Annotated in this window: 11 protein-coding genes; 2 read left to right on the forward strand and 9 right to left on the reverse strand. The window is 71.9% G+C overall.

The genetic code is table 11. The annotated features are described in order from the left end of the window. From HL663_RS18485 to groES, 6 genes are all read right to left on the reverse strand, one after another. Nucleotides 1-1,413, reverse strand: coding sequence for an FtsX-like permease family protein (locus HL663_RS18485; protein ID WP_173029791.1), 1,413 nt, complete (start codon nucleotides 1,411-1,413; stop codon nucleotides 1-3). After that, a complete protein-coding gene (locus tag HL663_RS18490) occupies nucleotides 1,410-2,135 on the reverse strand; it encodes an ABC transporter ATP-binding protein (RefSeq protein ID WP_173029792.1) in 726 nt (241 codons plus the stop codon). The genes HL663_RS18485 and HL663_RS18490 overlap by 4 nt, the downstream gene beginning before the upstream one ends. Beyond that, nucleotides 2,132-2,665 (reverse strand): PadR family transcriptional regulator, encoded by a 534-nt coding sequence (locus HL663_RS18495; protein ID WP_173029793.1) that lies wholly within the window; start codon nucleotides 2,663-2,665, stop codon nucleotides 2,132-2,134. The genes HL663_RS18490 and HL663_RS18495 overlap by 4 nt, the downstream gene beginning before the upstream one ends. 66 nt (nucleotides 2,666-2,731) lie before the next feature. Next, nucleotides 2,732-3,427 carry an aspartate/glutamate racemase family protein gene (locus HL663_RS18500; protein WP_173029794.1) on the reverse strand — a complete coding sequence of 232 codons (696 nt, stop codon included), beginning with the start codon at nucleotides 3,425-3,427 and terminating at the stop codon, nucleotides 2,732-2,734. 102 nt (nucleotides 3,428-3,529) lie between these two features. Continuing rightward, nucleotides 3,530-5,146, reverse strand: coding sequence for a chaperonin GroEL (groL, locus tag HL663_RS18505; protein ID WP_173029795.1), 1,617 nt, complete (start codon nucleotides 5,144-5,146; stop codon nucleotides 3,530-3,532). Nucleotides 5,147-5,272: 126 nt separating this feature from the next. Next, nucleotides 5,273-5,566, reverse strand: coding sequence for a co-chaperone GroES (gene groES / locus HL663_RS18510; RefSeq protein ID WP_173029797.1), 294 nt, complete (start codon nucleotides 5,564-5,566; stop codon nucleotides 5,273-5,275). Nucleotides 5,567-5,812: 246 nt separating this feature from the next. Between groES and HL663_RS18515 the strand changes: the two genes are divergently transcribed. Continuing rightward, complete coding sequence (locus HL663_RS18515; protein ID WP_173029798.1) at nucleotides 5,813-7,075, forward strand: class I SAM-dependent methyltransferase; 1,263 nt, start codon at nucleotides 5,813-5,815, stop codon at nucleotides 7,073-7,075. A gap of 6 nt (nucleotides 7,076-7,081) precedes the next feature. Here the strand turns inward: HL663_RS18515 and HL663_RS18520 are convergent, their stop codons facing one another. The 3 genes from HL663_RS18520 to HL663_RS18530 are packed head-to-tail and all read right to left on the reverse strand — an operon-like array spanning nucleotide 7,082 to nucleotide 10,909. Beyond that, the gene (locus HL663_RS18520) at nucleotides 7,082-9,067 is read right to left on the reverse strand and encodes an acyl-CoA dehydrogenase family protein (RefSeq protein WP_173029799.1); all 1,986 of its coding nucleotides are present in this window, start codon (nucleotides 9,065-9,067) and stop codon (nucleotides 7,082-7,084) included. A 58-nt stretch (nucleotides 9,068-9,125) separates the two neighbouring features. Continuing rightward, nucleotides 9,126-9,956 (reverse strand): PfkB family carbohydrate kinase, encoded by an 831-nt coding sequence (locus HL663_RS18525; protein ID WP_173029800.1) that lies wholly within the window; start codon nucleotides 9,954-9,956, stop codon nucleotides 9,126-9,128. Next, a complete protein-coding gene (locus tag HL663_RS18530; RefSeq protein WP_286175788.1) occupies nucleotides 9,953-10,909 on the reverse strand; it encodes a nucleoside hydrolase in 957 nt (318 codons plus the stop codon). The genes HL663_RS18525 and HL663_RS18530 overlap by 4 nt, the downstream gene beginning before the upstream one ends. A 561-nt stretch (nucleotides 10,910-11,470) precedes the next feature. On the opposite strand from HL663_RS18530, the gene HL663_RS18535 reads away from it, so the two are divergent. After that, complete coding sequence (locus tag HL663_RS18535; protein ID WP_173029802.1) at nucleotides 11,471-13,963, forward strand: hypothetical protein; 2,493 nt, start codon at nucleotides 11,471-11,473, stop codon at nucleotides 13,961-13,963. Nucleotides 13,964-13,973: the final 10 nt, after the last annotated feature.

Consider the following 13,973-nt stretch of genomic DNA (forward strand, 5'->3'; position numbering starts at 1 on the left):
TCAGGCGGGGACGCGGGCCTCGGAGACGTCGGTGCTCGCCGGCAGGGCCGCCGTCGCAGCCACCGCTGCCGCCGTGGCCGCGAGCGACACCACGAGGATGAACAGGGTGAGGGCGGCAGCCGGCAGCCCGGCGCCGTCCTGAGACACGGCGAGGGCGAAGAACCGGGCGAAGAGCGCACCGACGAGCGTCGTGACGACCACCGCCGGCACGACCGGCAGGACCGCCTCGACGACGACCGCCCGGGCGATGACCGCCCGCGGCACCCCGGCGGCGACGGCCGTCGCCAGACTGCGACGCCGCTCGACGACACCCTCGACCTCGGCGACGAGCAGCCCCAGCGCGCTGGCCGCCGTCGCCAGCCCGAGCGCGACGAGCACGAGGGTGTAGGTCTGGGCGAAGAAGCCGCCGGTGTCGCCCTGTCGTTCCATCTGGGCGAGCGTGTCCGCACGGAGCACCAGCGCCGCTCCACCGACGAGGCACCCGAGCAGCAGGGTGAGCCGGGAGGCACCCCGTCGCTGCTGCGCCTCCATCCGGCGTCCGGCCAGCAACAGGTCCGCCCGACCTGCCCCGACGGCCAGTCGGGCGCCGATGAGGACCGCGAGCTCGCCGGCGAGGCCGGCGGCGCCGAGGGCCAGCAGGACGACCGCGGCCAGGAGCAGCAGCGGCCAGACGATGTTCGGCAGCGCGGGCGCGATGCGCAGCAGACCGATGATCAGCCCGCCGAGGGCCAGGCCCGACGCGGCGAGCGCTCCGGAGCGCGCCACCCGGCGGCGCGTCGACCCCTCGTGCAGGACGCGGCCCTCGCGGCGCGCGGCACCGACGGAGGCCGAGACCGTCACGAGCAGGGGCAGCAGGACGAGGCCGGGCAGGGCGACCCACCAGGTCGGCACCCGGTCGGTCGGCAGGAGGAGGGCGTCCGCCATCCACTCGGTGCGGGTCGGTGCCGACACGCTGTCGGGCCCGACGGCGACCGGCGCCCCGATGGTCCCGACGACGAGGGCGAACAGCCCGTAGAGCGGCACCCCGAGGACCACCCCGCCCACCGACGCCAGGCCACCCTCGATGGCGATGACCCGGCGCAGCTCCCGTCGCGTGGCCCCGAGCCGGGCGAGGTCCTCGAACCGGCGCTCGCGGGCGGGCGCCCCGATCCGCGAGCACTGCGCCGCGAAGGCGAGGAAGGGCAGGCAGAGCAGCGCCAGTGCGAACACCGTGCCACCCCGGAGCCCGGGCTCGGTCCACAGCCCGACGTTCGCGTACACCGTGCCGCTCATGGGGTCCGGCGAGGTGACGACGGCCCCGGCGAGCAGGACGAAGACGGCCGCGACCGCCGTCGAGGCCACCGTGAGGACGATGCGCAGCCGGTCCGACCGTCCGCCGCGGAACGCCAGCCAGGTGGCCCCCGCCCAGGTCATCGCCCCTCCCCCGCCCCGACGACGAGCCCGTCGCGCAACCGGACCTCGCGGTCGCAGTACGCGGCGACGGTCGCGTCGTGGGTGACGACGACGAGCGTCGCCCCCCGCTCGCGCACCGAGCCGAGCAGCGTCGCCATGACCCGCTCGCCGCCGACACTGTCGAGCGACCCGGTCGGCTCGTCGGCCAGCACGACGTCCGGGGCCGTCACGACGGCCCGGGCGATGGCCACCCGCTGCGACTGCCCGCCCGACATGTCGATGGGCCGGCGGTCGGCGACGTCGTCGACGCGCAGCTCGGCGAGGACGGCGCGCGCCGCCTCGAGCGCATCACGCCGCGAGCGGCCGAGGAGGAGCAGCGGCAGCGCGACGTTCTCGACCGCCGTGAGGTCGGGGACCAGCTGGCCGTACTGGAACACGATGCCGAAGCGGGTGCGCCGCAGCCGGGCCCGCTCGGCCTCGGCGAGGTGCGACACGGTCGCGCCGTCGAGGGCGACGTTGCCCTCCGTGGGGACGAGCACCCCGCCGAGGGCCAGCAGCAGCGTCGACTTGCCGGACCCCGATGCGCCCGTGATCGCGACCCGCTCCCCCGCGGCGACGTCGAGGTCGACGCCGGCCAGGGCTCGGGTGCGCCCCTGGTGCACGACGATCCCGCGGGCGGCGAGCCGGGGCACCGCCGGTCGGGGTGCCTCGACGTCGGTGGTGGCGTGGGGCTGCGGGGTCATCGGATCTCCTCGGTGAGGTCGACGACGCGGTCGGCGGCGGCCTCGAGCCACCGCACGTCCGCGTCGAGGTGGGCGATGGCGTGGTCGGTGGCGAGGCGCTCGCCGAGGGTGAGCGCCGGGTCGGTCTTGGTGCGGGTCAGCTCGCGCATCCGGTCGACGACGGCGACGCGCTGCCGGTCGAGGAACGAGCGGGCGGCGTCGGGGCCGAGGGCCAGCATGGCGACGGTGGCGCGGGTCGCGAGCGGGTGCGAGAGCAGCGCGTCGGGCGGCTCGGTGGACCCGGCCCAGCGCTCGAGCTCCGCCCGGCCCGCCGCGGTCAGCGCGTAGACCCGGCGGTCCGGGCCGCCGTCGCGCTCGACCGCGGCGAGCTCGACCCATCCCCGGGCGGCCGCCCGGTCGAGGGCCGTGTACACCTGGCCTGCGGCGATGGGTCGCGCCGACGGGAAGGCGGCGTCGTACGCCCGCTTGAGGTCGTAGCCGTGCTGCTGCCCCCTCGACAGCAGCCCCAGCAGCACGTGTCCCGTCGTCATGCGTCCACTATTCACCGTGTGACTAGTCAGGGCAAGGGCGGTTGCGAGAATCTGCAGAGGCGCAGGTCAGGGGGTCGCGCAGAGCCAGTCGACGCCCGCGGCGACGTGCAGGGCCGTCGTGTCGACGAGCGGGACGTCGGCGTCGCCGTCGTGCAGCAGCAGGCCGATCTCGGTGCAGCCGAGGACGACGGCCTCGGCCCCCGCGTCGACGAGCCGCCCCACGACCTCGCGGTAGGCCGCGCGCGACCCCTCGCGGACGACGTCGCGGACGAGCTCGTCGTAGATGACCCGGTGCACGAGCGCGCGGTCCTCGGCGCCGGGCACGAGCACCTCGAGGCCATGGGCGCGCAGGCGGTCGGCGTAGAAGGCCTGCTCCATCGTGAAGCGCGTCGCGAGGAGGCCGACCCGGCGGTGCCCGCCGGCGAGCAGGGCGTCGGCCGTGGGGTCGGCGATGTGCAGCAGCGGCACCCCGGCGGCGTCCTCGATCTCGTCGGCCACCCGGTGCATCGTGTTCGTCGCGAGCAGCAGCGCCTGCGCCCCGCCGGCGGCCAGCCCTCGGGCGGCGTCGGCCAGCAGCCGCGCCGTGCCCGGCCAGTCGTCGGCGTGCTGGGCGGCCGCGACCGGCGCGAAGTCGACCGAGTGCAGCAGGAGGCGCGCCGAGTGCAGCCCGCCGAGCCGCGCCGCCACCCCCGCGTTGAGGCCGCGGTAGTAGGCCTCGGTCGAGGTCCAGCTCATCCCGCCGAGCACCCCGAGCAGCCGCATGCGCCGACCCTACGCCGGGGGCCCGACGACCCCCGGGACGCACGACGCCGCCCGGCCCCCTGACGGGGACCGGGCGGCGTGCGGTGTCGCGAGAGGTGTGGCTCAGTGGCCGTGGCCGTGGCCCTGGCCACCGGCGGCAGCCGGCTCCTCTTCCTTCTTCTCGACGACGAGGGTGTCGGTCGTCAGGACCATCGAGGCGATCGAGGCCGCGTTGCGCAGCGCCGAGCGGGTGACCTTGACCGGGTCGATGACGCCGGCCTTGACGAGGTCCTCGTACTCGCCGGTGGCGGCGTTGAGGCCCTGGCCCGCGGGGAGCTCGGAGACCTTCGCCACCGCGACGTAGCCCTGCAGGCCCGCGTTCTCGGCGATCCAGCGCAGCGGCTCGGCCGCGGCCTTGCGCACGATGTTCGCGCCCACGGCCTCGTCACCCTCGAGCCCGATGGTGTCGAGGACGGCGACGGCCTGGATGAGCGCGGAGCCACCGCCGGAGACGATGCCCTCCTCGATCGCGGCGCGCGTCGCGGAGATCGCGTCCTCGATGCGGTGCTTCTTCTCCTTGAGCTCGACCTCGGTGTGCGCGCCGACCTTGATGACGCAGACGCCGCCGGCGAGCTTGGCGAGGCGCTCCTGGAGCTTCTCGCGGTCCCAGTCGGAGTCGGTGCGCTCGATCTCCTGCTTGATCTGCGCGACGCGGCCGTCGACGTCGGAGGCGTCGCCGCCGCCGTCGATGATGACCGTCGAGTCCTTGGTCACGACGACGCGACGGGCCTGGCCGAGCGTCTCGAGACCGACCTGGTCGAGCTTGAGGCCGACCTCCTCGGCGACGACCTGGCCGCCGGTGAGGACCGCCATGTCCTGGAGCATCGCCTTGCGGCGGTCGCCGAAGCCGGGGGCCTTGACGGCGACGACGTTGAACGTGCCGCGCATCTTGTTGACGACGAGCGTCGAGAGGGCCTCGCCGTCGACGTCCTCGGCGATGATGACGAGCGGCTTGCCCGACTGGACGACCTTCTCGAGCACCGGCAGGACGTCGGCGATCGCCGAGATCTTGCCCTGGTTGATGAGCACGTAGGCGTCCTCGACGACGGCCTCCATGCGCTCCGGGTCGGAGACGAAGTACGGGGAGATGTAGCCCTTGTCGAACTGCATGCCCTCGGTGAACTCGAGCTCGGTGGAGGCGGTCGAGGACTCCTCGACGGTGATGACGCCGTCCTTGCCGACCTTGTCGAACGCGTCGGCGATCGTCGAGCCGATCTCGGCGTCCTGCGCGGAGAGCGAGGCGACCTGGGCGATCTCGTCCTTGGACTCGATCTCGCGGGCGTTCTCGAGCAGGCGCTCGGAGACGGCGTCGACGGCCTTGTCCATCCCGCGCTTGAGGCCCGAGGGGGCGGCGCCGGCCGCGACGTTGCGCAGGCCCTCCTTGACCATCGCCTGGGCGAGGACCGTGGCGGTCGTCGTCCCGTCACCGGCGACGTCGTTGGTCTTGGTCGCGACCTCCTTGGCGAGCTGCGCGCCGAGGTTCTCGTAGGCGTCCTCGAGCTCGACCTCGCGGGCGATCGTGACGCCGTCGTTCGTGATCGTGGGGGCGCCCCACTTCTTGTCGATGACGACGTTGCGGCCCTTCGGGCCGAGCGTCACCTTGACGGCGTTGGCGAGGGCGTCGACGCCCCGCTCGAGCGCCTTGCGGGCGGAGTCGTTGAACTCCAGTTCCTTGGCCATGGGTGTCCTTTGCTGGGGGTGACGGGCGGCGCGGTGCGCCCGGCCCGTCGCGTGGGTCAGGGGGATGCCGGACGCGTCCCGGCGGCACGAGGCCGCCGGGACGCGGTCACGGCGTCAGCGGGTTGCTCAGCCGACGACGGCGAGCACGTCGCGCGCCGAGAGGATGAGGTACTCCTCGCCGGCGTGCTTGATCTCGGTGCCGCCGTACTTGCTGTAGATGACCCGGTCGCCGACCTGGACGTCGAGCGGGACCCGGTTGCCCTTGTCGTCGATGCGACCGGGGCCGACCGCGAGGACCTCGCCCTCCTGGGGCTTCTCCTTCGCGGTGTCCGGGATCACGAGGCCGGACGCGGTGGTCTGCTCGGCCTCGAGGCTCTTGATGACGATGCGGTCCTCGAGCGGCTTGATGGAAACCGACACGGTGTGCTCCTCCCCTTGCTGGGATGAGTCGAAGTGGACGGGACGTGCGCGTCCGGGCCGTGCTCGCCGTCGCGGGGGTCGACCGCGGCCCGGGGGTGCGCTGGCACTCGCACGGGGCGAGTGCCAATGAGGCAAATCTAGGCCGCGCTTAGCACTCGGTCAACTCGAGTGCCAGCCGGGCGCGGCGGCCGGGCCCGCCGGGGTTCGCGCGGGGGCCGACAGCGGCGGGTGGCAGGATGTCCGGCCGTGGACGTCGGCATCGTGCGAGCGCTCGGGTCGCCCGACGGCAAGGAGCTCCTGCGCTCCCTCCCGGCCTACGACCCGGCCGCGGTCTTCGGGCTCCAGGACCGCCTGCGCCGGGAGGGCCACGCCCCCGACTTCGTCGCCGCGGTGCTCACCCAGCAGCGCCTGCGCGCCCGGGCCGTCGCGAAGTTCGGCGAGTTCGCCGACGACCTGCTCTACACCCCCGACGGCCTCGAGCAGGCCTCGCGCCTGGAGGTCGCCGCGACCCACGCGGGGCGCTTCTACGAGGCCTCGCTCGCGACCGTGCACGACCTCGGCTGCGGCATCGGCAGCGACGCCGTCGCGATGTCGGCGCTCGGCGTGACCGTGCAGGCCGTCGACATCGACCCGGTCACCGCGGCCGTCGCCGACACCAACCTGCGGCCGTGGCCGGACTCGCGCGCCCACGAGGGCTACGCCGAGGAGTTCGAGCCGCCGCGCGACCCGCTGCGCTCGCGGGTCGGCGTCTGGCTGGACCCGGCGCGTCGCATCCCGGGGCAGACCGGCCGGCACGGGCGCATCAAGCGGGTCTTCCGGCTCGACGAGATCCGCCCTTCGTGGCAGTTCGTCCTCCAGGTGGCGACGGCGGTGCCCGCCACCGGCGCGAAGCTCTCGCCGTCGATGCCGCACGACGCGATCCCGCTCGGCACCGAGGCGCAGTGGACGTCGTACGCCGGCGAGGTGCTCGAGTGCGCCGTCTGGTGGGGGCCGCTGGCGCACCGGCCGGGCCGCAGCGCGCGCATCCTCGCGCCGGGCCGCTCCCCCGTCGTCGTCGACGAGACGATGGCCGAGCCGGAGCCGCCGACCGCCGAGGGCACGGGCTCGATCGGCGCCTGGCTCTACGAGCCCGACCGCGCCGTCACGCAGGCCGGGCTGCTCGGCGCCGTCACCGGGGCGACGCTCGGGGTCGAGGTCGACACCGGGCTCGGGTACGTCCTCTCGGACGCCGAGGTCGACCTGCCGTACGCGCGGCGGTACGCGGTGCTCGAGTCGATGCCCTTCACCGTCAAGACGCTGCGGGCCTGGATCAAGCAGCACGGCGTGACCGGGCTGACGATCAAGAAGCGCGGGGTCAGGCTGGACGACGACGAGCTGCGGCGGCAGCTGCGCATCGGGCGCGGCGCCGGCGACGGGGCGCAGGCGACCGTCGTCCTCACGCGGGTCGCGGGACGGCAGACGGCGATCGTCGTCGAGCCAGCCGCCCCGCCCGCAGCGCCCGCCGGCTGAGGCGGGTCAGGGGCCGACGAGGTCGCGCGCGCCGAGGACCTCCGGCGGGATGCCGAACGCCTCGACGAGCTCGAGCGCGACCGGACGCAGGCGACGCAGCAGCCCCGTCACCTCGCGCGTGATGGCCTTCGAGCGCGGCGCCGAAAGCCGGCCGTGCTCGAGGAACCAGCCGCGGTCGGCCTCGATGGTCACGAGCGCGTGGAGGTCGCACAGCGCCCCGAGCACCTCGCGCGTCGGCCCGGGCGGCTGGGCCCGCACCTGCGCGACGAAGGCCTCGACGACGAGCCGCTCGACGTGCGACCGGGCCGCGGCGATGACGTGGTCCTGGACGTCGTTGAAGACCTCGCCCGGAGGTCGGCCCGCGTCGACCCCGGCCTTGAGCCGCCGCGCGACCCCGGAGACCTGGTGCTCCTCGCGGAAGCGCAGCATCGCCAGGTGGTAGTCGGGGTCGAGCAGCCCGGCATCGGTGTCGGCACCCTCGCGGCTCCCGGGCAGCACGTCCCGGATGCGCTCGAGCAGCTGGTGCGCCGCGGTGCGCTCGACGACGGTGTCGACCGCCAGCCCGGCGACGAAGCGGACCATCCCGCGCTGGTCGAGGTCCTCGAAGGAGGAGGAGTAGTCGGTGAGCAGGCCCTTGGCGACGAGCTGGAGCAGGACGTGGTTGTCGCCCTCGAACGTCGTGAAGACGTCGGTGTCGGCCTTGAGCGCCGCGAACCGGTTGGCCGACAGGTAGCCGGCGCCACCGCAGGCCTCGCGGCACTCCTGGATGGCGTCCGTCGCGTGCCAGGTGGCGAGCGCCTTCTGGCCGGCGGCGCGCGACTCGAGGGCGCGGACGTCGCGCTCGGGCGCCTCGGGGGTGTCCGGCGAGAAGACCTCGTGCAGCTGCCGCGCGACCTCCTGCTGCGCGGCGCTCAGCGCGTAGGCGCGGGCGACGAGCGGCAGCAGCCGGCGCTGGTGCATCCCGTAGTCGAGGAGCAGCGTCTCCTCCTCGGTGCCGGGGGCCTCGAACTGGCGGCGGCGCAGCCCGTAGCGGACGGCGATCTCGAGGGCCACCTTGGATGCCGCGAGCGCTCCCCCGCCGACGCTGACCCGGCCCTGGACGAGCGTGCCGAGCATCGTGAAGAAGCGCCGGTTCGGGTTCTCGATGCTCGAGCGGTAGGTGCCGTCGTCGTCGATCTGCGCGAACCGGTCGAGGAGGTTGGCGCGCGGGACGCGCACGTCGTCGAACCAGAGGCGCCCGTTGTCGACGCCCTCGAGCCCGAGCTTGGTGCCGCAGTCCTCGACCCGCACGCCGGGCAGGACCGCGCCGTCGCGGCGGATCGGGACGAGCACCGCGTGGACGCCGTGGGCCTCGCCGCCCACCTCGAGCTGCGCGAAGACGACCGCGAGCTCGCCGTCCTCCGCGGCGTTGCCGATGTAGTCCTTGCGCGAGGCGTCGTCGGGGGTGCGGACGACGATCTCGTCGGCGGCGGGGTCGTAGGTGGCGGTGGTGCCGAGCGCCTGGACGTTGCTGCCGTGGCCGGTCTCGGTCATCGCGAAGCAGCCGAGCAGGCGGCCCGAGAGGATGTCGGGCAGGTAGCGCTCGTGGTGGGCGCGCGTACCGAGCTGGAGCACCGCGCCGCCGAAGAGGCCGAACTGCACCCCGGACTTCACGACGACGGACAGGTCACCGTAGGCGAGGGTCTCGAAGGCGGCGATGGACGCGCCGATGTCGCCGCCGCCGCCCACCGAGCGGGGGAAGCCGTGGGCGGCCTGGCCGCGCTCGCCGATCTCGACGACGAGGTCGCGCACCCGGCGGCGCAGCTCGGCGCGGGGCAGGTCGCGCTGCTCGTCGAGCAGGTCGGTGTGCTCGGCCAGCGCGGCGCGCACCTCGTCGCGGACGGCCGCGTGCGGCCCGTCGAGGACGGCGCGCAGGGCGGCGGGGTCGGCGTCCAGGGCGGGCGGGACGCGACGGGTCGGGTCGGCGGTGCGGACGGCGTCGGTGGCGGCCATGGCGTCACCATGACACGGCGTCAGCAGCGTTCGGAGGCTCCGTGACGCGCGAGGTTACTCACAGGTAGGGGTCGGGCTGGGCGCCCTCGCGGGCGACGGCGGCGGACCCTGCGGCGAGGGCCGCGTCGAGCGCCTCCTCGCGCGTGGCACCGCGCGCCAGGGCCGCGGCGAGGGCCCCGACGAACGCGTCGCCGGCGCCGGTCGTGTCGACGGCGCCGCCCTCGACCGGGTGGGCCGGCATCGTCACGCCGTCCCACGAGGCGCCGTTGGCCCCGAACGTGACGAGCAGCGAGGCCGGCTCGGCGCCGGCCTCGGCGAGCGCCTGCATCTCGAGCTCGTTGGCGACGACGGGGTCGCCGAGGGCGATGACGTCGGCGGGGAGCGAGGACCACGGGGCGACGTTGAGCACGACCCGGGCGCCGCGGCCGGCGGCGACACGGGCGGCCTCGCAGACGACCGGCACCGGCACCTCGAGCTGGAGGACGAGGACGTCGCCCTCGCCGAGCGTGCGGATGGCGCCGACCTCGGCGGCGCCGACCTCGTCGTTGGCCCCGGGGACGACGACGATGGAGTTCTCGCCGTCGTCGGAGACCTGGATCAGCGCGTGGCCGGAGGTCGCGCCCTCGACGACGCGCACGCCCTCGACGTCGACACCGAGGCGGGCGAGCCGCTCGCGGTAGGCGCGGCCGCCGTCGTCGTCGCCGACGCAGCCGACCATCGCGACGTCGGCGCCGGCTGCCGCAGCGGCGACGGCCTGGTTGGCGCCCTTGCCGCCGGCGAGCCGGCTCAGGCCCTCACCGAGGACGGTCTCGCCGGGGCGGGGGTGGGACTCGACCCGGGTCACGAGGTCGACGTTGAGCGAGCCGAGGACGAGCACGCGGCCGGTCATCGGGCCTCCCCTCCCACGGTGTCGAGCCAGAGCTGGGCGACCCGCGGGCCGTCGATGGCCAGCGCGACGTCGACCATCGCGGGCGAGACGCCGTGGGGGTCGTGCGCCATGTCGCCGCTCCAGTCGCGGGTGTCGACGATGGTCCGCCCGCGCGTCCACGTGCCCGACAGCTCGACGCGGACGGGCCGCCGCTCGGTGCGCACGGCGTCGGGGGCGAGGAGCATCGCCACCGCACCGGCGTCGCCGATCGTCGCGCCGTCGTTGGCGAAGCGCCGGTGGTGGAAGGAGACGAGGTCGGCGGCGAGCCGCGCCACCGGAGTGCCGACGGTGCGCAGCCGCTCGACGTCCGCGTCGGTGACCTTGGGGTCGTAGAAGACGTCGAGGCCGTACATCGCGATGGGCACCTCGTGGGCGGCGCAGGCGTCGAGGACGACGGCGGCGGCCTCGGGGTCGTGGAAGACGTTGAACTCGGCGGCGGCCGTCGCGTTGCTGACGTTCGCGCCGCCGCCCATGAAGACGATGCGGCCGATCCGCGCGAAGGCCTCGGGATGCACGCGCGCCAGGAGGGCGATGTTCGTCATCGGGGCGAGCGGGACGAGGGTGACCGGCTCGCCGGCGTCGGCCGTTGCGGCGATGGTGTCGCGCAGGAGGTCGATGGCGATGCGGGCGTCCGGCTGCAGGGTCGGCGCCGGCATCCCGAGGTCGGCCATCCCGTCGGAGCCGTGGACGTGGCGGGCGTCGACCGGCTGCTCGAGCAGCGGCCGGGACGCGCCCACGCCGACCGGGACGTCGGTCCTGTTGGCGGTCTCGAGGACGAGCAGGGTGTTGCGCACGACGTCGGCCAGCGGCGCGTTGCCGCCGACGCACGTCACCGCCCGCACATCGAGCCCCGGATGGAGAGCCGCGAGGAGGAGGGCGCAGGCGTCATCGACGCCCGTGTCGACATCGAGCACCACCGGAATCCGCTGCACGGGACAGATCATCCACGATCAGCCGCCCCAACCGTCAGGGCCCGCCCAGCTCATAGCGAGAACGGCCACGCGACGCTGGTCTTGCCTCTCCCCTGACGCACGCAGCCCGCGTCACACCGCCCAGAAGGGGCTCCTCCCCACGCAATATGCAAATGGTCGAGCGACCGACACGTGCGTGCTGGCCGCAAGGGGAAGCTGAGCTCGATTCGAACGTTGGGAGGGGAGGGCATCGACGCTTCTCAGCGTCTGAAGTGCGGGCTCTGGCGGGAGTCCAGGTCAAGGCGCACTGACGGCCCGAGGTCGCACACGAGGTCGCACACGAAATCAATAGACTTGAGCGTGAGCTAGGCCGTGCACGTACGTCATCCGTGGACCGAGTTGCCTAGGTGGAGAGGAAGTTCCTATGGCAACGTACGGAGGCAGTTCGCGCGGCCCTGGCGCCATAAGGGCCGGTCGAACCGGTAAGTGTCGTACCTCACTGCCAGACTTGCCTCAACGTTTCGAGCGGGAGGCATCTTGAGTACCAACAGCGAGCAGTTGCGCGTGCTCGTCGAGCGCGTCGACAGCATCTTGGCTACTCGCCGAGGGCTTCTCCCCGCCGTTCAACGCGAGGTCGACCACGCCGCACGCCGCAAGGGCGATGTCGAGCACCTCCTCTCACTGCTCGCTGAGCTCAAGCAGATGGAGGCGGACCAGGACGCCCTCCAGCGCATCGAAGGCGCGATCGACGACCTGAACCGACTGCTCGCCTCGTTCGGTACTCGCGAAGAGGCCCTGGAAGCGCTCCGGGTGCGGTTCAGCAGGGACACCGTCAACATAGGCGTGTCCGGTGAGGCTCGCGTAGGCAAGTCCACGACCCTCCAGAAGTTCTCTGGCCTGACGGACACGCAGATCCCCACCGGCAAGGGCCTCCCCGTGACAGCCGTGCGGTCGGAGATCTTCAACAGTGCCGACGAACGCGCCGAGGTGACGTTCCGCGACCAGAAGACATTCGTCACTGAGTACGTTCAGCCTCTGCTTGAGATCGTCAACAGGCACCTCGACACGCCGCTGGCGGTCGACACCCTGGCTGGCCTGCGGACGGCCAAATTCCCCGAGACGCTCGGGACAAACGTCGACTCGGTCAGCACCGACAGTTTGAGCAGACTGCTCGACGCGCAGAGGAGCCTCAGCACCTATGAGTCCCTCCTCACCGGCAGCATGAAGCAGGTCGCCCTTGGTGACCTCCGCAGCTACGTTGCATACCCGACCAAGGAGGACCTCGACGCGCAGAAGTCGACCGGCACTCCACCGAACCGCTCCTACATCGCGGTCAAGTCGGTGAAGATCTTCTGCCCATTCCCCCGGATCGAAGGCCTAAAGATTGGTCTCGTCGACCTCCCCGGGCTTGGCGAGATCGGCGAGTCGGTTGCCGACATGCACCTGCATGGTCTTGAGGACGGCGTCGACCAGATCTTCCCCATCATGCGTCCCACAGACGCAGAGGGCTATGCAAAGCAAGGCATCGCGAGCAACATCGACCATCTCCGACGCATCCAGCCTGGCATCAAGCGACGCGGCGACCTGATCACCGCTGGCATCAATGTCACCGAGGGTCTGAGCGAGACTGTCGAGACCCTCAAGGACGACTTCGAGCGCAAGATCAACAGCGCAAGCTCGGACCGCATCGAGGTGCTCGAATACACGGCCATCGACGACTTGTCTGTGGCAGACCTATTTGACTCCCTCTTGCAGCGCGTGAGCGATCGACTGCCGACGATGGACCAAGAGGTCTTCGCTTACGCGCTGGCCAGCGAAGCCAGCGAGGCCGACGTGACCGGAACGCTGGCGGAACTGAACCGCACACTGACACACCTCCTCCGCCTGATCCCGATTCCCGCGGCCGTAGTTCTAAAGCAGATCAACCGCATCGCTAGCGGCCTGATCCACGAATACAACATCTTCCAGAAGAAACTGGACGACCAAGCCGACGAGCACAGCGACTGGTACGTGGCCTTCGACGCGGACGTCGCCAGGATCCACGATCAGTCAGACGCTTGGATCCAAGACGGATTCTTCATGGGGCAAGACGAGTGGGAGTCAGCAGCACGCGGCCAGAAGGACTACTACAACTGGTACCGCAACGAGGCCCAGCGGCTTCGGCGGGAGATCATCGCCCAGTACAGCGGGCTGGACGTGTTCTACGACGATCAAGTCACGCAGTTCAAGAACGACATCATCCGCATCTTCTTCGACAACACCGGTGACCTAGATAGGAAACTCCAAGTCGCCCCCGATGATGATCCGGATGTCGTGATTGACCGCCTTTCCGTTGAGTTTGCCGGCACCGTTCAGGACGACGACTTGGACTCAGCACTTGCGCTTCTGAAGGACGTCAAGTTCAGCTTCCGCAACAACGTCTTCCTGCAGATTTCTAATCACCTCAAGGAACTCTCCAACCCGCGGGAAACCTTCTTGGTCAATCCCGGTGCGAAGAATCCGGAGCGGGAGAACATTCGCGAAGTGCTTGGCGTGGTCGGCAACTATGAGCACCAACTCGGCCGGCTCCGCGACTACCTGACTCGTATCGCCACCGAAGCGAACGACGCCATCCGAGGCTCGCTCCTGCAGCACGACGACAGGTTCCACGAATACCTTTCGGTCAGCATTGCCTTCTTCAACGACTTCCTGTATCGAAAGGACGAGGAGAACTTCAAGCACGTCGTCATCAGGAGCCTGATCAAGGAGTACCGCGACTACATTCTCGGTGAGGACTCGGGCGTTGCCATCGACAGCAAGAAGAAGGACTTAATCGACCGGATCAAGAGTGCGATGCATGACGTCAGCGGGAACTCGGTGGAGCAACCGGAGATCGTCGTCACGCGGAACAAGCAGAAGCCTCGCCCGGGCGCCGCGGAGTCCGAGCATGAGCCCGAGCCACCCCCAGTCGTGACGCCACCCCTCATCGACATTCCGCCCGAGTCCCCATTTGACGCAGGCGGCGCCGGGGCTCTGGATGAGCCGTGGGCAACTCCGCTGCCCGGAAACACGAACTGAGTCTTCAGGG

It is taken from the genome of Arthrobacter sp. NEB 688 (assembly GCF_013201035.1).
GTDB lineage: Bacteria > Actinomycetota > Actinomycetes > Actinomycetales > Dermatophilaceae > Phycicoccus.